This is a genomic window from Rugosimonospora acidiphila (assembly GCF_039543385.1).
Taxonomy (GTDB): Bacteria; Actinomycetota; Actinomycetes; order Mycobacteriales; family Micromonosporaceae; genus Rugosimonospora; species Rugosimonospora acidiphila.
In genome coordinates this window covers 31808-54929 of the sequence record NZ_BAABJQ010000039.1, presented here as the reverse complement: position 1 = coordinate 54929, position 23122 = coordinate 31808, and the positions used below count along the sequence as shown (strand labels likewise).

Genomic DNA, 23122 nt, shown 5'->3' with positions numbered 1-23122 from the left:
CCAGCAGCCCCCTCAGGGTCGCGGTGTCGGCCGCGGCGATGAGGCTCTCGACGTCGTTGACCGGAATCAAGTTGCCCGCCCCGGGGAACATCGTGCCGTTGGCGCGCGCGTCGGCGTGCCAGACGACGAACGCCTCTCCGGGGTCCGGTACGTCGGTTCCCCTCAGGAGGTTGAAACTCGCCTCGATCGAGGTTCCGCCGCCGTTGAGCAACTGCGGCAACCGATACAGCGGCAGTGGAGTCACCAGCCGCAGGTCCTGCCGGACATGCTCGGTGACCAGCACCCGCAGATCCTCCGGAGTCAGGCTGCTGGGGTAACGACCGCCTCCGGCCTCGGCGAGACGCGCTCCGGGGTCGCCCGCCCCGGCCGGTGTCCGCGGCGCACCGGGGACAGCGCGATCCTGGACTGCCTCGCGAGGTGCCGGACTCATCGCCAGGGGCACGAACCTCGTACGGTCGGTCCGCCCGACGGGTGTGCCCGCGGGCGCAAACGTGGGCGCCGACTGCTGGGCGGCCCGGCCCGTCGCCGCCGGTTGCCGGGAACCGCTCCCACCGGTACTGCGCGGCCCCACGAAGGTGATCGGACCAATCCACTCAGCAGCGGATCTGAGCCGGCGCTCTTGGGCGCCTTGCGCTGAGCCGCCAGCGTTGCGGCCGAACACCACGATCCTCAGCCCCGCTCGGGCCGCCAGCGGAACCAACAGCAGCTCCCGTGCCACCTCATCCAGCAGGTCATTGCTGAGGTCGATGCCAGGGGCGCCGATAAAAGCGGTGAGTTCGTTCGGCCGAGCCTCGTGGCTCAGCACAGTCTCGCGTTGCTGCGGGCCCGGGTTGCCCTGGAAATACCACGTGGCCTGTCGTAGTTCCCGGCGCTCACCGCCAGGCACCCGCAGCGCGGGGGTAGTGCGGTGCGAGGACGGCTGATAGCCGCGGCCAAGCCCGGGTAGGTCCGGCAGCAGGGCTTCGACCTGCTCCTCTGACTCTCTCCAGAACCGGTGCAGCCGGATCATCCGCCGACCGCTGCCCACCGGCCGGCCTACCCTGACCTGGCCACCGGAATCCGTCGTGAACACCTGTATCCGCACGCCGAAATGCTGAGCGATCGCGAGGATCATGGCGTCGTTTAGTTCCTGGCCCCCTTCGGCGAGGTCGGTGAGAAAGGCTACCTGGGCAGGATTGGTCTCCACCTCGGGAAGCAGCAGCCGGATGACGTCCGCGAGCTGCGCGCTCCGCAACTGGCCGGCCGACCGCTCGGCCGACCGGTCGACCGATTCACCGACCGCACGCGCCCGGCGCAGTCCGAGCGGAAGCTCCCTGATGATGACGCCGCTACCGCCGATGCGCCGGTACTCGCCTTGCCGGTCCAGCTCCCACTGGGCGGAATCGTAGATGGTCCGGGTCACCGCGACCCGGCTCGGTACCGGAAGGCTCGCAGTCGGCGCGGCCGGCGGTGCGTCGGTTCGCCGGGTGCCCAGGTAGTGCGAGCTGTCGTGCAACCGGATCACCACCTGGTGATCGGCGCTGAGGAACCCGTCGTTGCCGCCGAACACGTGGGGCTCCGCACCCCATCGTTGCTGAAGAATGCGCAGATCCAGTGACCCGGGCAGCCGCATGCCTCGGCGGTCCGCCACCTCAGCGGCCAGCCGCAGGACGTTGAAAGTGATCAGATTGAACTCGTCCGCCCGATCGTCCGCGAAGAAGCCCAGGTTCCGCAGGCCGTTCACAAGGTCAGCCCGGGTGGTGTAGTCGGTAGCCGGATCTTCCGGATCCGGCGCGGCCGGATAACGATCCAGGTTGAGCCGATCCGCGTACTCGGTGCCGAAGGCATGTTCGACCACGCCGGCGACGAACATCCGCAGATCCCACCCGGTGACGGGCCGGTCGTCCAGATGCGGCGGCGGCATGTGCAGTTCCGTGGTCAGGATACTGATAGCCTGCTCGATCAGCCCCGTCCCGAGGGTCGCGACCACCGCGTGGAAGAAGCAGTCTCCATCGTCGGGCACCGGAATCGGTTCGAGGTGCAGGTCGTCCAGCGCCCTCCGTACCCGCGAATCGAGGCCGCGTCCCGCCGGCACGATCTCCGCCACGCCCCGCCCGGCTGGTGCCTGGGCCCGCTGACGTGACGCCGAGGGCGGGACCAGCTTCAGTGGCGGCCGCGCCGCCGAACCTGCCGCCGGCGGCGTCACGGGCTGGGTCTGCCGCAGTGGCGGGCCGAGCGGCCGGCCGGTGGGCCCGGCCGAAGTCGAGGCGGTGGGCCTGGCCGAAGTCGAGGCAGTGGGCCTGGCCGAGGTCGAGGCGGTCGTGGTGTCGGCGCGCGACGGTTCGGCCGGAGCGACAGTGGACGGGGCCTGCCTCGCCTCGTGACGGGGCAGCGGCTCGGCCGGAACCGCGTCGCCAGCCGGAACCGTGGCGCCAGCCGGAGCCGCGTCCCCAGCCGGAGCCGCGTCCCCGACCGGAACCGTGGCGGTGGGTGGATCGGTGGCGGGCAAGGTGGCGGGCAGGGCCACCACATAGATCGCCGGCGGAGCGGGCCACCAGTGAGACAGCTCGGCCTGCCGCATGTTGTACTGTACGGCCCCCTGCCTCCCCGGTACGAAGGTGCTGACCTGCCCGTCTGGTCCGACGAGCATGGCCTGCGCCGGCTCCTGCCCCCGGCCGATCCAGACCCGGGTACCCGCGGGAAGCGGCACCTGCGGTCGCACCTCCGTCGGGGCATCGATGAGCATGTTCGGCAGCAGGGTACGCAGGTAGTCGGCGACGGACTCGGCCTGCTCCCGCAGCGGCTGCCGCGCCACCCGTTCCGCCAAACCGGGCGGGGCGTCGGCCGCCAACCCTCGCGGGTGCAACCACTGAGCGGCCCGGATGGCGAAGTGACTCCCCTCGGGCGGGGCTACCCGGGGCGTCGCTGGCGGAGGCGACGATGCCCGGGACCCTGGCCGGGACGGCCGGGGAGAGACCATTACGCTGCCGCGCCGCCGTCGCCCTCTCATGCGTATCGACGTCGCGGGCGGGGTGGCATCTCCACGTTGCCGGCCGATCTGCTGCCGGTACCGCCCCGGTGCGTTCCCGGACCCGAAGATCGCATCCGCGCTGACGCTGCGCGGCAGCGCCGTCCGCCGGTCCCGGCTCGGCTCGAGGGGTTCGGCGGGGGCACGGTCTGCCCCGCCGAGCGGGCTGGATGGCGCAGGAGTGTCCTCGGTGGGCGTCTGCGGCCGCGACGCCCGCCACTCCCTTGGGATCCCCATAATGCTCTGCGTCGATCTGCGCCGGGCCCCCGAGGGAAGCGAATCCGTCCGGACTCGTTCCGCGGCGGGAAGGACGGCGGCGGCCTCGGGCGGGGACTGCGATACCAACGGCTGCCGCAGGCGCTCTGGACCCATTTCCTCCGGCTCCTCCACGAACCCCGGCGGCTGCTCCGGCGCTTGCCCCGCCACGGACTCCGGCGCCAGCTCCCTCGGTTGCTCCCCCACGGCCTCAGTCAGCGGCGCCAGACCACCGAGCCACGGCGTGGGCTCCTGCGCAGACGTCGCCGGCGCCGGCTGACCGGGCTGCGCAGCCTGCTGCCCCTCGGATGGGCTCCTGCTGGTCGTAGCCATCGGCGTTCCGGCCGACATCGTTCGGGCGGAGGACGGCTTGCGGATCAACCTGGCCGGACGCAAGTGGTATCGCTCGCGCACGGCGGGCATGAAGTGGTTCTCCGACCGGACCAGGACCAGTACGGGCCGATCCGCCGGGCCGTGTGTGTGCATCTCGCCCGCGGCGTCGACCACGGTAAGGCGGAACTCTGCCAGCGACCCCGCCAGTCCGATGAAGTGGTTGAACAGCGGATGCCGGTGTTGCCCGCGGGTGAGCAGATGCCGCCGGAACTCCTCGACGTCCTCATTGGGGTCGAGTTCGGCGAGCCGCCTTCTCAGCGCGGGATCGGCGCCCAGTCGTTCGGCCATCAACCGGCGCAACTGCCCTGGATCCATCCGCGCGATCCGGTGATGAATCGGCGCGATCGGCTGACCCTCATCGGCGGCCCAGGCGAGGAAATCTCGGGTGGCCCGGATGATGGAGCGGAACCAGCTGTCCCCGTCCGTTGGGGTCCACTCGGGACGCAGCTGTAGTTGGTCGAGCTGGTGCAGCTGGGCGTCGGTCGGCCGGTTGGGGACCCAGGCCGGCCGCGGCGGGACCGCCCACTGTGCGGCTGGTCTGATGTCAGCGGGCAGAGCCAACCGCCGTGCCTGTGCCTCCGCGGCCTCGTAGCTGTCGAGCAGTGCGTTGGCGACGTCGCGCACTGCCCGTCCCTCGTCTCTGAAGAGGAAGGCAAGCTGCCGCCACGGCCGCATGATCGGGAACTGATTCGCGCCGGGCTCTTGGTCGTCGACCCAGTCGACCAGTTCGTCACGGCGCGGCAGCCGGAAGACGATTCGCCGGATGACATCGGCCGCCTCGTCCAACAGGAACTGCATGGCGGACTCACCGATGTCCTGCAGAACCTCCTCGAAGTCGTTGCCGGGGCTCAGGAAGGTGAATCCACGGCGTCGACGGTCGGGCACGGACACTCCGGATGGGCCGTCCGGTCCGGGTTGCTGCGCTCCCCCCGTGCCGACCAGAGGCAGCCATCCGCGTCCTGTACGGGCCAGCACGAGCTCCGGCCTGCCCGGATCCTCATCGTGCTCTCCGTACCGGGTGAGCGAGCCGTCTCCTTCCACAATGGTCATCCGGAAACGCAGGATCTGCGGGAGCCATCTCAGCAACTCCTCGAACAGGGCATCGTCCCACCAGCCGGCACGGTCCAGGGCGCGGCGCATCCGTCCGTACTCGACGCTGCCCATCTCCTGCTCCATGGCGAGGACGACGTCGGGCAGCGCGTCGAGCAGGTCGGCAACGGCCCGCCGCAGACCGATCGCCCTCCAGTCGGAGAGGGTGCGGAAGACGAGATGTTCGGGCTGTTCGGCGGCCGCCTCGACGAGCGCAGCGAACCAGGAGTCACCGTTGTCCGGCACCATGAGCGGATGCCGGCGTTCGCCGAGGGCCCAGTTGGCCTGCGCCGTCTCCATCAGCGCCTGACCGGCGGCCCGCAGGCTCCGCTGTGCCAACGGGCTCCGCCGGAACTCGGCGGCCCGGCGCTCGGCGGAGTTCCGACCCTCGGCTTGCAGAGCGTCGGCCACCCCCAGAAGTGGCGACACCTCACCGAGCAGCAGCGCCAGCTGTTCGAACGGACGCAGCGGTTGTCTATCCGGCCTGATCCATCCCCGCAACTCCTGTGGGAACAACGTGATGAGCGGCTCCTCGCCCAGATGCTCGTACAACCTGTCCCGCAGGATGGTGGCGGCCGTCTCCAGGGTCTCGTAGCCGAACCTCTGCACGAAGTCCGTGACGCGCTCGTCAGCCTCGTAGACGCGTTGGACGGCCGGCATCTCGATGGCGGGCATGCCCGGCCGGCGCGGGAGGAGATGGTACTGGTGCGCGTCGGGATCGGGTTGATACAGGTAGATGGTCGGCGCGTCGATCTGACCGGCGGCGGACTCGGTCCCGTCGCGGCCGATGATCACGACCCGAACCCCGAGCAGCAGCGGTGCGCGAGACAACAGTTCGCCCAGCGGTGCCCCGGGTGCAATCGTGCCATCCTTCACGAAGGATGGTCCAGGATTCACCAGCTGGGGCGGGAACAGCGACTGCAGCAGCGCCGCATCGTCGCTCGACGCCGACAGATGGCCGAACAGACGCTGGCGTAGCTCCTCCGCGGTCATCTCGCTGAACGGGGTGGCCCCGCCGTCCGACAGGCCGGTCGGTGCCCGGACAGCGTCGTACCAGGTCATCGGCTCGCCGTACGCGACTTGCCTACCCAGGGCGGCGAGTCGCATGGCCAGGCCCGGCGCGTACTGTTCATCCGGCTCAGCCAGCTGGTCACCGCCGGCCGGCGGCGCCCCCAGGCTAGTGGCGGCTGCGACGGCGGCCCTGGTGCCGCCCCGTTGCAGGCTCTGGATGACCCGGTCCAGCGGTTCACGGTCGCGGAGATACTCCACCAACTGGTCCGCGATGGACAAGACGGCGGCGTTCTGGCGGTTCGCGAACCGTGTCGGGTCACGGTCGATGAGGGATGCCTCATCGCGCAGGCCAAGATGGTAACGACGGATCAGGACCGCCGCGTAGTGTTCGATGTTGTAGCGGCCCCACTGCCCGTACTCGGCGGTCAGCCGTTGCGCCAGCTCAGGGTCGATGGGCTCCGACAGGAAATCCTCAACGGGCGCCTGGTTGAGCTGGGTCGGTTCGGCGGCGCTCGCCTCCGGGTCGAACCCCAGCTGCCGAAGAAGGGTCCGCTCGCTCCGCTCGATCCACGAGTCGTCGTACAGCCGCTCCAGGCGCGCCAGGCCCTCCGGGTCGGCCTGAAGCCGGTGGATTTCGTTGATCAACTGCTCGACCTGCTCGACCAGCACGGCGTCCGTCGTGCGGGCCACACGGCGGCGCAGTGCGGCCAGCAGCCTGGCCACCCCCGGCGTGGGTTGCCGCAGATACCCGAGGATGGCCTGTTCGAACGACTCGTGGCGGGTCCACGAATCCTGGTGCAGCTGCGCCAGCTGGTCGGGGCCGTCCGGGGCTGCCCGGAGCCGGCGAATCTGTTCCAGCAGCCAGTCGGTCTCCTGCGCCAGCGCCGGCTGGCGGCTCGCGCGCTCACGCAGTTCGGTCAGCAGCCGCTCCACCGCCGCCGACGAGGGCTCCGGCTGCCCGCCCAGCCCGATGCGGTCCACGTGGCCGCGCGGGTCGACCCGGTGAATGATGAGGTCGTGCGGGCCTTCCTGGTCACCGAGCTCAATCTCCAACTGCACGTGGGCGTTCAGCTGGTACGCCACGCCACGGACGATGTGCAGCGGATCGAGGCCCATCACGGAGTAGTCGCTCGGCACGGGTGCGAACGGGACCTCGGCCAGTGGCGACAGGTCTCTCATCACCCGGATGAGCATCGCCATGATCTCGTCGGTCCGCGCGTACCGGGACGGTTCGTCATCGCCGATCGTCCAGTTCAGCCGGGAGCCGCCGACCAGGTCCTCCGCGCGGTCCTGGCCGAGGCCGACGCCCACCAGCAGCGCAGTGATCACCGCGGCCACCCGCGGGCCGTCCAGGTCCTCCATCGCGGCCGTCAGGTCGGCGACATCGAGCCCGGACGCCGTCAGCTCGCCGCGGACCCACGTGGCCACCGCGGTGTAGGCCAGCTGGGCGCGCCACCGCGGGGAGGTGCGCAAGAAGATGAGGCCGGCGCTGCCCGCTCCTGGGCGGAGTTGCCGAACCACCTCGTCGATCGCGGTGAATGCGTCCGCGCCCGCCTCAACCGCCAGCGTCAGGAGCCTGTCGAGATCGTATTCGGCCTGTGCGGCGACCACGCTGTACTGCGGACCGATACGAAGCCGTCGCCGACCCTGAGGATTCCACCGCAGCGGTCGCTCGTCCGGGGGCTCGATCCTGTCGAGGCCATCGGTGCCGCCGTATTCACGGATGATGGTGCGGCCGAAGGCGTCGGCAAGCTCTGTGCGTACCCGCATGTGGTGGTCCTGGCGCAGTCGCCGCGCCACCCGGTCAAGGATCTGCGCCGCGCGGGCGGCGTCGAGCCGAGGCCGGCGGTCCCCGTCCTGGCCATGGGGTGCCTGCTGGTCGATCGTGATGACCACGGCCTGCGGGTCGCGCCGACCGGGTCGGACCCCACCCCGGGGCCGCAGACCGGCGACCACGGCAACCAGCACCGGCACGACCTGGTCCAGTGACCGGTTTCCGCGGACCTCGGGCCTCGCACTCAGGTCGACGCGCGTGATGTTGGGGTCGACCGGCGGTAGCGGCGTCTCGGGGGCGACGTACTGGGCCTGGTTGCGGCCCTGCTCCAGCTCAGCCCGCCACGCCTCGACGTCCTCCTCGAACATCTCGATGTAGACATCACCGGTCAGCGGGGCACTGGTGACCCGCATCACCTCGTTCGGACGGGTCAACAGGCCGTGCTCGATCAGGGTGCCCTCGAACGTGAACCGTCCCAATGCCCGGACCAGGAATACCGGCCCCTGTTGTTTCACGTGCTGTTCGCGGCGCGGATTATCGTCGATGCCGCGGCCCTGGGTCTCGGTCGCCTGCCGGGACGCGCCGGTCTTCGGAGTGAGCTCGAGCGTATTCAACAGGTCCCCGGGGCTCGCCGGGTTGCTGACATCCGTCTTGATGACGTCGCTGACCGTGCCGGACAGTTCCGGCCGCCACAGGTCGGTGCTGCCGCTGCTCGAATTCGAACTGAGGTTCTTCCCGTAGCGTCCGGTTCCGGTCCCTCGCAACGGCGCGATGATCTGCAGGTCGGTGAGCTCGCCCGTGAGATCCAGAGCGACCCGCTGCCAGGAGTGGCCGGGTACGATGATGTCGTCCGCCAGCCGGTAGCGCCCACGGTTGACACCCTCACCGGAGCCCAGTGCCTTCGGCAGGTGATTGGCGAGCTGACTGCGCGTCAGCAGCATGGGCAGCGACAGGCTCGAGCGGTACTCGTCGGTGTTCGCCTCCGCACCGATCAGCGCTTTGACCACCCGTTCGGCAGCGGGCAGTGCGTCGTCGAGGAACGCCGCCGTGACGTAGGTGTCTCCCGGCAGGGGCGGCAGCGGCAGGGTGTTGACCATCGGCGCCGCCGGACCGTGCATCGGACGAGCTTCGCTGATCGAGCGGGGAATCTTGAGGACCATCACGCCGTCCGCGGCAACGACGTTGTCGCGGACGCCCGCGTCCGGTGCGCCCGTGCCCTCACCGGACAGCCACGTGAGCGCGTTGTTCAGCTGCCGGCCGGCCATGCGGAGTCCCTCGCCGGACAGCCACATGAGCGCGTTGTTCAGCGGCCGGCCGGCCATCTTGCGCACCTCGGCCCGGGCCTCGAGGCGCACCTGCATCGACGCCTTCCGGTAGCCACCCCAGTCATAGACGGTCTGTTCGACGATGTTCTCGTCAGCGTGCTTCGTGCTGCGGTGCTGGCCGCTGCTGTACTTCAGCTGAGGTCCGCCCTTGGGGGCGTGCGCCCATCCACCGGTGAAGGTGAGCTCGCCGAACGTCACTGACTGCGTGACGTCCCGGCCCTTGACGCTGCTGAGCTCGCTGTACCCGTGGCCATAGTTCTCCAGGCCGCTCTCCGCGACATACTCGCCGTAGCTGACGTCACTGGCAATGGACAGCCGCACCGTCAACTGGACGACCCGCGCACTCATCCACCCCTCGGGGTCGATGAGGTAGAACCGCAATCCGTTGCCGGAGAGCATCTCCTCGACCATCGGATGGTCGCGGTGGCCGGCGAATATCGCCTGTAGGGCGTCGACTCCGCCCTGCAACCGGCCGACCCTGGTCTGCTCTCGCAGCGACTCCCACCAGACCTCCGGCGTCGCCTGCCAACTGCCCTCGCCGTGGCCACCGAGCAGGCCGGGCGCTGCCTGCTCGACCGCCTGGCGCACCACGTCGAAGGTGCGCGTCGATGGGCCTTCCCAGAACGGCGCATCCTGTACGCCGTCACCGGTGGCCGAGGCGGGTACCCTGATCAAACCCTCCGCGACGATGGCACTGCCGTTCACCGCAGGCGCCGCCGGCGCGGCGTTACCGGCGGCGGTCGGCGCCTGCGTGACGGCCGGCGCGGTGATGAATACGTCCCGCGGGTTCATCGCGACGATCTCGGGGTACCGGTTGCCGTCGCCGAGTATCGCGGCCGCGACGTCGAACAACGATTCGCGGCCGTTGGCCGAATAGCCGAGGTGATCCGGCGCTGCCCAGAGCTCAAGCCGGTCGATCCCGGCATGGCCGACCGCTCGCGGGCCCCTCCGGGACAGGTAGGGCGGAACCCACGCCTCGCTGGCCGGCCCCGGCCGGGTCAGCGCGGCGACGTTCAGATGGGTGGGCACGCGTACGGGCGGTTCAACGTCCTGCGCCCTGGCCGAAAAGGGTTCGCTGGTCGGGCCGAAGGTCTCCGGAAATTCCTCCAGCATTCCCCGGAGGACCTCGGGGTCCTCGACCGGGCCATACCCGCTGCGATGCAGCCAGCCGAGCCGTGCGGCGGCGGCGGCCCGGGTCACCCGGTAGGGGTCGTCATCCGGGCCTACCACCCGACGCCAGCGCAGCAGTACCCGGGCCACCACTGAGCTGTTCAGCGGCGTCTCGCCCGACGTCCATCGAGACACCGCATCGGCGAGCTGCTCCGGCGGAATGTCAAGGTTATGCAAGCCGTAGGCGTCGAGGGCGTCCGGCTCGGACAGCAGATAGATGACGGTACGGCCGCGGATCGGATCCGCCTGCCGGGTCCGGTCGGTATTCAGCAGGAGCTTCGTCCGCCGCGATGTCGATCCACTGACCTCGAAGTCGACTGAGCTGCGGAACGAGTACGCCCGTTGGAAGTTCAGTTCCAGGAACTCCTTGCCACCGGTCTTGCGCTGCCCCCTGGTGCTGGAGGTCGCCCAGGTGCGTCCCGCCCCGGCGCCACCAGTCAGATTGGACACGCCTGAATTGCTGATGTCGCCACCGGCGCCCGTGCCCACATTGACGCTGGGGCCGATAGAAGACGTCGAGCTCTGCGATGCCTGGACCAGCGCCAGCTTGATCAGGCCGAGCACGTACTTGTCCGCGCTGGCACCGGCGAACTGGGAAGCGCCCAGCGTAGCGTTGATGCGCAGGGCGCCGTAGTTGTCGTAGCCCAGACTGCCCTCGAACAGTCCGTCGGTTGAGTACTGCCCGGCCAGTATCTCCATGAAGTGCGCGGCGACGGCGGTATGGCCGCTGAAGTTGGCGATCTGCTGATCGGTGACGTGTCCGATCCGGCCGAAGCCCGGTAGTACCCTCCGCGCGGCGGCCTCGAGACCGGTGGAGTCAAGGTAGTAGATGACCGCGTTGTTCAGCGCGACCGGGGGCGTCACCGCGGCGGGTGTCGCGCCCGACCCGGCCGGCTGAGGGTTCGCGATCGGCCGCACCGCGGCGGTCTGCTTGTCGGCCGCCGGCTGCGCCGTGGCGGCCTGCTGACCCGCGGTCGGCTGCGGGGCCGCCGCCGGCTGCGCCGTGGTCGGCTGCTGGTTCGCGCTGCCCGCGGCAGCCTGAGGCGCCTGCGGTGGGTCGCTGGCATTGAAGTGGGGAATCAGTGCAACGAGGACATCGGTCCTGTTCGGACCCGAGCTCCAGCGCGGAATCTCCGACGCCCTCGCCCAACTCGGCCAGCCTCGCCTCGGCGGCGCGGTCGTGTAGTAATCGATGGTGATCTCGTACGTGGTCGGCAACACGAACTCGTCGACGTCGCCCGGATACTCCAGCAGCTCCGGCCGGTTGACGATGGTGGACACCGATTCGCTGGCGCCCTTCGAGATGGCGTACTCCCCGGAGAAGTCGGCACTCGACACGTGGGGAAACTCCGGGAAACCCGTACTCAACTTCAGGTTGAGGGCCAGCTTCTGCGACCCGCCAGCGCTCTGCCCGGCGATGTCCAGTCCCATGGAGAGGTTGACCAGGTGGTACTCCCCCGTGCGCCGGATGAAGCGCGGCGCGCTGGCCGGGTCTTGGAGGTTCTGCCTCGCGCGGATGGTGACCCGCGCATTCTCGATCCTGCCCTCCCGAGTGCGCCGCACCGTGAAGGAGAGCCCGTCCTGCAGCGTCTGGTCGAAGTGGCTTTCCAGGGACGCCTTGGAGATCAGCTTGTCCACCAGGTCGAGGTTGCGTAGTTTCTGCGACCGTCCCGCCTTGCGCCGCAGCTTCCGCGGACCGTTGGCGTCCGGCTCGGGAACCGCGAACGGGCGGCGGGGATCGGGCGGCAGGAACTGCCTGCGTCGCAACTCGCGGATGACCTGCGCGCGCAGGCGCTCCACCGCGACACTGTCCACATTGGCCATGCCCTGTCCGATGCCCCGGTTGTCCAGGACATGTTGCGGCGGCGCGATGCCGGTGACCGGCTGCGCGGGCTTGTCGTACCGGATCTCGCTGGCGTGCGGCACGGTGTCACCGCTGGCCGGCGCGCCAACCACGGCGTCGCGGTCGACCGGGAACCCGTTTTCGAATGCCTCCCGTTCCGGTGCCCGCAGCAGCGCGGTCACTGTCATCCTGGGAGTCACCCGAGCTCGCCGGCGGGGCTGGTTGCGAACCGAGACACTCGCGGTGAGTCCGAGCTCCGCCAGGTACCCCGCGGTGTACCCGGCGTACCGGGAAACCACGACCCACAGCCCGATCCGGTTGGCGGACAGGCCGTCATTGTTGCTGGCGGTCCAGCTCAGTGCCGCCGAGCCGGTGAGTTTCAGCAGCGGCACCGCCTTCCATCCGCCGCCGAGCGTCCCCTGCACGGTGCTGGAGTTCGTGAGGTTGAAGCCGGTGTTGTAGCCGTTGATCGCAGTACGGACCCGCTCCAGGTGGGCCACCTTGCTCGTGGCGCCGACCCGGGTCGGGCGCCGCAACAGCTGACCACGGATCACGACCTCCGCCACCGGCCGGCCGGTGTCGAACAGCAGGAACCGGTACCCGTCCGCCGAGTTCACCACGGTGTCGAGATGGGTTTCCACGTTCCAGAGCTTCTGCATCAGCTCGCCGCCGACCGCCGCCGACCGGTCGCGGTTGGACCGCGTAGGCAGCCAGCTGGCGTTCATACCATCGCGCAATCTCGCGACGATGGCCTGGTACAGCTCGGGCAGGCCGGTGAGACCGGAGACGAAGAACGTGGGTGGCATGCGCAGCTGGTCTTCCGACACATCCTGCGAGTGGACGACATCCGTCGGCGCCGCGGACAGGTAGTGGTCCGGGATCCACAGGTACAGGCGATCGGTTTCGGCGACTGGCGCCACCTGGTGTTGGCGTTGGCGTTGCGCCCCATCGAGGATGCGGTAGTACCAGGTCGGTTCGAAGGAGTACAGCGTGGACGGTCCGCGGGTGTCCTCGACGTGTCCGACCTCGGCGTCCAGGGCGGCGGAGCCGCTGCGGCTGACCGAGTTCGCCACACCGGTGACCGACAGGCCCATGTTCAGCGTGGCGACTCCGATGCCGAGGGCGGCGTTGAGGGCGAGCTGGGCTCGCAGCGCGCCGGCCTGGGACGTCGTGCTCTCGCTGTAGGCGCCGGTCTGGAAGGTGCCCTGAATCACCTCGTTGGAGATGACCCCGCCGGACTCACCGTCCCTGTTGGCCGCCGACGCCTCTTTGCGCTCAGCGGTCAGCTGCAGCCTGACCAGCACGTCGATTCCGCCGATCGACAGGATGTAGCCGCCCGCTCCGATGGCCCGGTAGTTGGACAGCAGCCGCTGCGGCACCGCCTCCCATTCCGCGTCGCTCAGGTCGACGTGGTTGTCGCGGGCCAGCTGCTTCAACCCGTCGACGAGTGGGGTCAGATGTGGGAGCCCCCGCTTCGGCAAACCCGCCCAGAGCGCGATCGGATGCAACCTGGGTGGGGCGTCCGCCGGTGGCAGGGTCGGAGGCACCGGGTCGGCCGGCGGAGTCGGCGTCGGCTCGGTGTCCCGCTCGGGATCGTCACCGCCGTGCTGGTCGACGTCCGGCTCCGGTTGCGGATTGCGTGGGAGTTCATCGGGCCGGGTGTCGTCCTCGTCGGCGGGCGTGCCTGGCCGCTGCGAGTCGGGGTTGTCCGCGGCGGTGCTCTCCAATGGGGTCACCACCGCACCGGGCACCGTCTCGCTGAGCACCGTCGGCATCACGTGGCCGTCGTTGCCGACCACCAGGTGCACCGTCGGCCGCTCGCCCTCACCAGTCCACCCCGACGGCTCGACCTCGAGCAGTGCGGCGGGCTTCAGCAGTACGACCCGGACCCCGAAGACCTCGGCGATCGCCCGGGACAGCAGCTCCGGCGTCTCCCGCGGTGCCGGACTGCCCGCATTGGCCAGGTCCGTCAACAGCGGCAGGATCGCCGCGCGGTGCGCGGCGAGCAGTTCGCGACTGGTGTAGTTCATCAACGGCCAGGTGGTGCCGGACGCCGCCAGGTCGGCCTGCAGCAGCCCGGCAAACAGGCCGCGCAGGTCCTCGCTGCTCCAATCGTTGAGTCCGAGCAGCCGCGCCTGTTCATACTGCCCGGCCACCCGCAGCGCGGCGAAGAAGTTGTCCGGTCCGGCAGGCATGGCCACCGCGGCGAGACCGAGGCGGCGCAGGTCGTCACGCTGCTGCGTGCTGAGCTGGTGGGGATCGCCGAGGCGCTCCTGCCGCGGCACCCAGACTGTGGCGGTGGCTTCCAGCGGCACCGGCCTGGCCCCGGCGGCGATGGCCGCGCGCGCTTCCCTAATCGACTCGCCCAGCCCCTGGCCGGGCGTCAACGTCGCGACATCGTCGCGCACCACCCGCCGCAGGTTGTCCTTCAGGTCCGCGAGCTGCGGAAGGGGCAGATTTCTGCGGCCGGACAGCCGGGACAGGAACACGGCCGTGTCATGCAGCAGATCCTGGTCGGCGGGCAGGCCGACCGGTGTCGAACCCTGGACCGGCCGGACCACCCGAGCCGCGCCGTCGGTCGACAGCAGCGCCGGCAGGGCGCTGGCCGGCGCGGTGCCCAGCACGCCCTGCCCGTTCGCTACGACTGTCACCACTGGACGGTCACCGGAATCCTTGGCAGCGAACACGACGGGTTGCCCGTCCGATCGCACCAGCCGGATGGGGAAGCCGAACGTGTGGGCCACGGCCGGCAGGACCGCCTCGATCTTCTCCGCACCATCCGGTGCGCCGCGGGTCAGCACCGCCGGGATCGCGTCAACCGGCAGACCGCTGGCGATCCACTGCTCGACCTGCGCGACGGTGTCCTGATCGGGTGCGGTCAACCCGAGCAGTGGCCAGTCCGGTGACGGCTGTTTCCGGTCATGCAGCAGCGCCTTGCCGATGGCATCGGTCCACACGCGGGCCGGCGCGTTGATCGCCCCTTGGATCTGCTGGCTGCCCAGGTGCGCAGCGACCTGTTCGGCCACGACCTGGTACGCGGTCTCGTCGGCATCCGCGGCCACCGCGTGCAACCCGAGATCGGACAGCTTCGCGGTGGCGGCCGGGCTGAGCGTCTGGTCCGATGCCAGTACCTGCCAACCGAACCACGTACCCTGCGCGGGCTTGCCCACCCCCGGCTCCAGCGGATCCACACTGGTGGGATCCGTGCTCGTGGCCGGCGCGTCGCTTTCCTCGCTGAGCGGATCGGTCATGCTCGATGCGAGGCTGGAGGCTTCCGCATCCACCGGCGTGGCGCCGGCAACGGACGGAGCTGCCGGCGGGGTGTCGGCGACGGTGGGCGGCGTCTGCGCCTCGACATCCGGCGGGGTGACCACGATGGTCGGCACCGGCGGCCGGTCAGGCCCGGCCTGCGGCGGCTGCGGCTCGGCCGCGGCCGCCGGCGACGGATCCGCGATCGGGTGCGCCGGTAGCCGGAATACCGGCCCGGTGTATCCGATCCGCTGACCCCCGGCGGTGATCTGCCAGCGACCGCCGGCATCGGACGGATCTGGAACACCGGACGCGGCGCGCGGCAGGTCGGCGCCTCCGGCAACCAACCGCCAGCCCATTGCGATCTCGACCGGTGCGGTGGGTACGGCGACGATGCCCGGCAGCTGCCGGGCCACGAGGTCGGCGAGAGCAGGCCGGTCGGGACGTGCCGTGGCGGCACCCGGGTCGGTGAAGACCACGATGTCCGGCACCGAGGCGGGCATCGCGAACAACTGCCCGACGAGGTCGTCGATATCGGCGGGGCCGTGCGAAGTCTGCACGGTGCCCATGGCGGGGTCGACCGTACCGTCGATGACGACCATGGTGCTCGCCCCCGCCACCTGCTCGGCCAGGTCGGTACCGGCGGCGAAGGCCCGCTGCACCGCCTCGGCGGCGGCCGCCGCGGAGCCTGGCAGGACGTACACGCCTGGGGCTCCGGGTACCTCCAGCACCCCTTCGGGCGGCAGATCCAGCCGCGCCCCCGTCGCACGTCCCGGGACCACCACGGTGTCCAGGCCCGTTGCCAGTTCGGCGAGGCGGGTGCGCACGGCGACCGGCATCGGGGCGCCCGCGTCGATGACCACGCGTGGCGCGTCGCTGCTGGGCAGGCTCGCGTGCATCCCGGCGAGTACGGCGGGAGCGTGGCCGGGGTGCGCCCAGGCGGTGCGGTCGCCGGTGTGCTCCAGGAACCAGCCGGCGCCCAGATCGAGCCGGGTGGCCTCCGTCGTGGACGGTGCCGCCGCCTGATCGGCCGCCAGGAAGTGGTAGCCCACGGCCAGCGCCGGCAGGGTGCGATGACCGGACGCGTCGACCGGTACGACTCGCGGATCGGGTCCGACCGGCCCGGTCACCTCCGCGACGGGCGCGAACAGCGCCGCATCGGGGAGGTCGCGCAGCATCTGGCGGGCATGCGTCAACAGCCGCTCCACCGTGCGCGACCCGGTTGTGGGCAGGCGCAGCACGATCGGATCCGAAGCAGCGGCCCGTACCCCGGCCAGATGGCGGTACACGGTGCCGTGGGTGACCGAGCCCACCACGGTGATGGGGAGCTGACCGGGCGGTGCCAGCTGACTCTGCGTCTCCACCGTGACGGCGACTGGCATGTCCTTCGGGTACAGCAGCCGGCCGCCCGGCAGCGTGTGGACCCTCAGGTCTCCGGCCACGTCCGCGGCCGCCGGGTCGAGGTGAACGAGCGCGGGTTGGTCGGCCGGTACCAGCGCCCGGATCTGGGACAGCAGCGGCTCGCGTACCCCGGCTGGGACTTCCACGCCGGCGCCGCCGACGACGATGTGGGGCTGGTCCGACCCGGCCGGCGATACCGGCGCAGCGGCCGCACCGACCGGGTGCAGCCATGCCCCGCCGGTCGTCTCCTCCAGCAACCAACCGGGCACCCCCGGCACGGCGAAGGTTCCGGGGCGCCCATCGACCGGTTGCAGCCCCTCGGGAACGGCCGGCGGGGTCGCGACCGGGCGCACGGCGATGTGCCGGGCCAGGCCCGGCAGGGTGTCGCGGCCGTGGTCGCCCAGGCCGGTGAACCGCCCATCCAGCCTGGGCACGGCGGCGAACCCGGTACGGGGCAGCACGAGTTCGACCGGATTGCGCGACCCCTGAGCCAGCCAGGAGGCCAAACGTGCGGCCCTGCCTGGCTTCATGGTGGCGTCGGTCGGTCGAAGCGCTACGGTCACCCCGCCCGGCAGGTCGGGCAGCCCGCGCAGGAACCGCCGGACCACGCGCATGTCCCGGATCGTCGGGGCGACCAGGACGGTCAAGCCGCCCGCCGGGCTGGCCAACGCCTCGGTGAGGGTCGGGAGGTCCGGCCGCTCCTCCTCGTTGAACAGCATCACGCCGCCGGGTACCCGGGCGATCTGGTACCCCTCCCTCAGCCCGTGGGACAGCGCCGCGAGACCGGCGTCGGTACCGCGCTCGACCACCCGGGGGCGGGCCCAGTCGGGTTGTCCCGCCGCGATGCGGTCGAGCTGCACCCGCACCGCGGCCGGTACCGGTGCGGTGCGCACGTCCACATGGATCACCGGGGTGTCGCCGATGCGGTCGGCCCTGGGCGGGGCCGGATCGGCCGCCGCGGGTCGGACGTTGAGCCCTGCCGGAGTCTGTTCGATCTGCCAGCCGTCGTGCAGCTGGTAGCTGCCCGGCGTGCCGCCCGGCGCCAGCTGGAACGGAGTGCGGGTCGGCTCGGCGGCGCTGGACGGGTGGATGTAGATCCGGTCGGCGAACTCCATGAAGGTGGGCTGGTTGCGGTGGTCCACGGGTTCGATCCGGGGATCGTGCTCGAATGGCCTGGTCATGGCGGCCGCGGGTACCACGAGTGCGGTCTGCTCACCGATGCCGTCCAGCAGCCGGTCGGCCAGTCTCCGCCATCGCCGCGCCGTGCCTGGCTGGGGTGTCCAGTTGAGTACCACGGTGAGCGGGCGCGCGGTGTAGTCCGACGGCAGGCCTCGCAGGAAGCGTTGGACCGCCCCGGCGTCGCCGACTGATTCATCGACAACGATGACGGTGCGGCGCGGTGACCCGCCGGTCACCTGCCGGGTGGGCGCAGCGCCCCGGAACAGCACCACCGCGTCGTCCTGGATCCTGACGTCCAGATCCGGGTCCAGCCCGGCGGAGATCCGCTCGATCTCCGCGGCGTGCGCGGCTTCACGCCGCTGCGCCTGCGCCTGGAACGCCTCGGTGTTGCGGGCGATGGTCTCGCGGACCCGCGCGGAATCGTCGCCGCCGACGTTCTTCCTCTGCTCGGTCCGCAGCCGCTTGGCCAGACTGATGTCGGCCCGCTCATGCGGGGTCAGGCGGCGCGCACCGACCGGCGGCACCTCGTGCGTCCCCTGGGCCGCGGCGGGCGTTGTGGCCCGGGATACCCGGGGAGGCCGGCCGGTGCGGATGGATTCCAGGTAGCGCTCCATCGTCAGGGCCTGGACCGGCTGCCCGGCCGGGAACCGGTCACGGTATTGCCGGTCGGCCGCGTCGAAGCCGGCCTGGATCCGGTCGACGGACCCCTCACGCGTCGCTGGCGGAGCGACCGTCTGCCGGGCCGACCGGATGGCCGCGGCGTAGTGACGGCGGGCCAGCCGGATGTCGAGGAATTCCCCCAACCGCAGCCGCCGTGGCTGGGGAAGGACACCGCCGGAAGCGCGCACATCCACGCCTGCCTGGATCCGGCTGAGGTGTTCGGCCACCGTGAACGGCCTGACCGGCCGGTTCCCGGCCCGCGCCTGCTCCTGGTATGCCGCCTCGTCCGCTCGGAAGTTGGCCTCGGTCCGTTCCCAGCGGGCGTCCAACCCACCCGCGGCGTTGCTGGGAACCGTCGCCTGCTGCGCGAGCCGCTGCTGCCGCGTCGCCCGCAGGTCCTGTCGGTACTCGCCTTGGGCGATGGCGATGCTGGCGCGTTCGTCCGCGGTCAGGCGGCGCTCACCGACCGGCAGCACCTGAGCCTGCGGCTGCCCGACCGGCAAGGTCCGCGCCTGAGCGGCCTGCCTGTTCGGTGTCGATTCCGTCTCTGCCGGCGCCGACGACGAGCTGGCCGTCAACGTGGCCTGATTGTCGACCGGCGGGGCCTGCTGCAGCGGCGCGTCGGCCGGGGTGGGGCTCGGCGTGGCCGGTGCCGCCGGGTTGAGCACGCCCGGACCTACCCGCGCCGGCGTACCCGTGCGCACCGCGCGGACGTACTCCTCCACCGTCAACGCCCGCTCCGGCACGCCGGCCTGCCGCAGCCGGTCACGGAACCCCGCATCGGCCCGGTCGAAGCCCGCCTGCGTCCGGTTCGGGTCGGGGACGCGGGCCGGTTGGCCGGTGTCGGCCGGCGTGTTCTGGCGGGCCTGCTGCATCTCCTGCCGACGATGACCACGGGCGATCGCCACCTGGACGCGCTCGTCCGGCGTCAACTGGCGGTGGCCGACCGGTGACACCGCCGGCTGTTCCATCCGCTCGACGGCTGCCTGCCCGGACAACGTCATCACCGGCGGCTCGGCGCTCGGATCAGCGGGCCGCACCGGCGTCGGCACCCCGGTGCGGACCTCACGGACGTACTGCGCCACCGTCAACGCTCGCTCCTGCTGGCCGGCCTGCCGCAGGCGGTCACGGAACTGCGCGTCGGCCCGGTCGAACCCGGCATGGACGGGGTTCGATGCCACCGGCCGCGTCACCTGTGGCTGCGCCGTTTCCGGCTGCGGTTGGTCCAATTGCGGCTGCGCCGATTGCGGCTGCGCCAATTGCGGCTGCGCCGATTGCGACTGCGGTTGGGCCGGCGGCGCCTGCGCCGTGCGGGGATCCCCACCGGCCATGGAGGATTCCGTGACCGTGGGAGAGACCTCGGCAACTGCCGGGGTGGACGACGGGTCGGCGAGCGCGTGGGGCGCGGGCAGTACCGGCTCGGTACCCGTCAGTGCTGGGTTGTCGAAGCCGGTCGACGGCGCGGAAGACGTGGTGTCGGCCTGGACCACCGGACGCTCGGCCTGGACCACCGGACGCTCGGCCTCGACCACCGGACGCTCGGCCTCGACCACCGGACGCTCGGCCTGGACGGGTGTGGTCGGCGGCTGGTCGGCCTGCGTGGCCGCGGGGTGAGCCGTCTGGGCGCCGACCTGCTCGGTGACGACGCTGTCAGTCTGCGGGTGATCCGCGACAGGTGCCTGATGGTCGGTGCTGTTCACGACCGAGGTGTCCGCGGTCCGCGTCGGTGTCGGTGTCCGCGTCGGCGTCGACAACGCATCGTCGGTCGCTGTCTCCACGGTCTGCGTCTGCGACTGCGTCGGCAACGCGTCGTCGGTCGCTGTCTCCACGGTCTGCGTCTGCGACTGGGTCGGCAACGCGTCGTCGGTCGCGGTCTCGGTCGCGGGGTGGTCCGCGGTGTCCGTCGCCGCATGGTCCGCGGTGTCCGTCGCCGCGTGGTCCGCGGTGTCCGTCGCCGCGTGGTCCGCGGTGTCCGTCGCGCTGTGGGTGACCTCGGCGGTGTGCGTGGTGGGTGCCGGCTCCTCCAGTACGGTTTGAGTGTTGTCGCCCTTGTTGTGGATCAGCCGGCCGGAGCCGCCGGAGCGGCCAGGCGCGTGCGGCGCGGGTGGCGGGCTGGCGCCGCCGTTACCACCGTTACTGGTGGGCTCACCCGGGCGGTGCTCAGGTGCCGGTCGCGGAGGTTTGTTCGCGGCGGCGGGCGCGGCGGGCTGGACCTGGCCGTCGTGCAGGCGTTGTCCGGGACCGGGGAAGCGGGAATTGTCGGGCGCGGGCGCTCGCTGCGGCGGGGGTACCACCGCCCCGTCCTTGAGGCGACGGCCGGGGTCGGTGAACGGGGCCGTGTCATTGCCCGCGGGGGTGTGGTCGGTCCGCGGTCGGGTCACCGCGGATGCCTCGGGTACGGACAGGCTGTCACCGGACGGATTCGCCGGCGCTGCGGTATCAGTGTTGCGTGACGGCGGCGGATCCGACGGCGCGTTGCGGCTCGGGGACGACGATGGCGGCGCCTGGTCGGCCGTTGCCGGTCGTGGGCTGGTCGACCGGGTGACCGAGGTGGGCGGCGTCTGTGACGGCGCGAGATCGTCCCCGGATCCCCGACCGGTGGTCGTTCCCGGCCGTTGTGGTGACGCATCGGCGGGGCTCGGGGCGGCATTGGATCGCGATGGGTTGCCGGAGCCTGGGGACGGAGTGGCCGATCCCTCGATCGTGGTCCGGTCGCCGGCCGGGCGAGACGGCGGCATGTCCACAGTAGAGCGTGACGGGGACGGCTCGGGACTCCGGGTGCCACCCGAACTGATCCGCTGTCCCCGGTCGGCACCGGGTGACGTCGTGGCCGGCGCTTCGTGGGTGGCCCGAGGCGTGGAGTGGGCTGCGGGAGGCGCGGAGTGGGTCGCGGGGGCCAGGTCGGCCGGCGCCGTGGTGTGGGGTGCCGGCGGGTCGAGGGCCGGTGGCGGATCGCCGGCGCCGGTGGCTCGGGGCGGCGGGGAATGCACGCCCGCCAGGCTGTCGACCGGATCCGCCGGAGGCTGTGGCGGCTTGGTGAAGTAGTCCACCCGCGCCTGCCGGACCGCGCCACTGGCGGCGATCTCGTCGGGCGAGCGCACCGCGTCCTTCGTCGGTACCGGCAGCGGACTGCGGCCGGCACTGACCTGGAACGAGTGATCCGCGCCGAGACCGCCGGGTGACAGGTCATTGATGGTCGCCGGGTTTCCGGCCGTGCCGACCGGCGGTTCCTGCGCCGGACGCGGTGGCCCCTGCGCCGCGATGTTCGCCGGGACGGGATCACCGTTGGCGTACCGGGGGCCACCGCCCACCAGCGGTTCGGGCCTGGCTGACTGCATCGCCTGGTGCTGCGTCAGCTGCTGCGAGATCACGTCCTCCGGCACGTTGCGGCCACGCCAGACCTGCCCCAACGCGGTCGCGTCCAGCTCTCGCGGCGCGCCCGGGCTGGGCAACTGCAGGCCGGGACGTCCCTCCGCGACCTGGAAACTCCGGGCGGCCGACACTCCACCGTCAGCGGGCAGGTCGTCGATCGTGGCCGGCCGCACACCCGATCCATGTGGCGGGGGCCCAGCCCGATCGGCGGCCGCCGACACCGCCCAGTCCCGGGCCGCCGACTCCTCGGTCAAGGTGACCGGCTGGCCCTTCGCATAGAAGGTCGTCGACGACACCGGTGGCTGCGTCTCGTTGAGGTCTGGAGCAGGCGTGTCCACAGTGCTCGAACCGCGAGCCGTCCGGGACAGCGACGGCGGCGCCACGATGTCGGAGCCCAGGTGTTCCGATCTCACCGACTCGTCCGGCGGCTCGGGCGACGACGACGAGGACCGGGGCGGCGCCAGCGAATCCGGGCTGTTGAGCGAGACCGGCTTGGCCGAGGCCGACTCGGTCCAACCGTAGCCGGGGCCCTCGTACTCCTTCACGGCGGGCGGTTTGAACTCCAGCGAGCTGGGCGGCAGTATCTCGTCGACAAGTCCCTTGGAGTTGACGCTGAAGGTCTCGGGGTCAACTCCGTTCAACCCTCCGTTACCCGGACCCTTGAACTCAGCGATCTTGTCTTGCCAGTTCGTGAACCCGAACGGGTCCTCACTCGGCCGGTTCACCGCCGGCCGGTCCATCGCCGCCAACCCGCCGAACAGCGTCACGATCCCGGTCACGACAGCGGTTCCCGGGTCCATCTCCGGCGGCAGGCCATACACCGCATCCGCGATCACCATCGGCACCACCGTGTCGATGGTGGTCAGGGCCGCCGACTCCGTTATCGGCACGATCACGTTGGCGCTCTGCGCGAGGAAGTCGACGGTGCTCGCGATCGGAGCGAGGCTGGGCAGCTCGAACGCGAGGTTGTCGATCAGCACACTGAACTCGCCGACCGCGTCCAGAATCGAGGTGGTGACCGCCGAGATCGGACCAACGACCGCGAACGCCACGACGCCGAAGACCAGCCCGAGGATCCCGGCCAACGTCACCGCGTTCTGCGTCTTGATGGCCTCGCGTACCTGCTTGGCGTACTCCTGGAGATGCTCCCCCATGGTCTGGCAGTTGTCGGCCGTCTTGCCGATGGGGTCGGCCACCTCGACGGTCACCATCGTGGCCATGGTGTACGCGTCGCCCTGCCACGACACGTGGTCCAACGACCCGGAGACCGTGGTCTTCAGTGCCCTGAGGGACGTGGCCATCTGCAGCCACTGATTGGCCAGTGCGTCGATTTTGTCGGCGTCCGGATACTGCGGCTTCGTCGTCGACGACGAGTTGGTGTTGACGACAGGCAT

Annotated in this window: 1 protein-coding gene (only partly in view); it reads right to left on the bottom strand. The window is 71.0% G+C overall.

Annotated elements, in window-relative coordinates; all coding sequences use genetic code 11:
- Nucleotides 1-23122, bottom strand: partial view of a hypothetical protein gene (locus ABEA87_RS37995; protein WP_345638135.1) — the 5' portion only. Its footprint begins 13283 nt before the window's first position; 23122 of the gene's 36405 nt are visible here — the first part of the coding sequence; it begins with the start codon at nucleotides 23120-23122; the stop codon falls past the left edge of the window.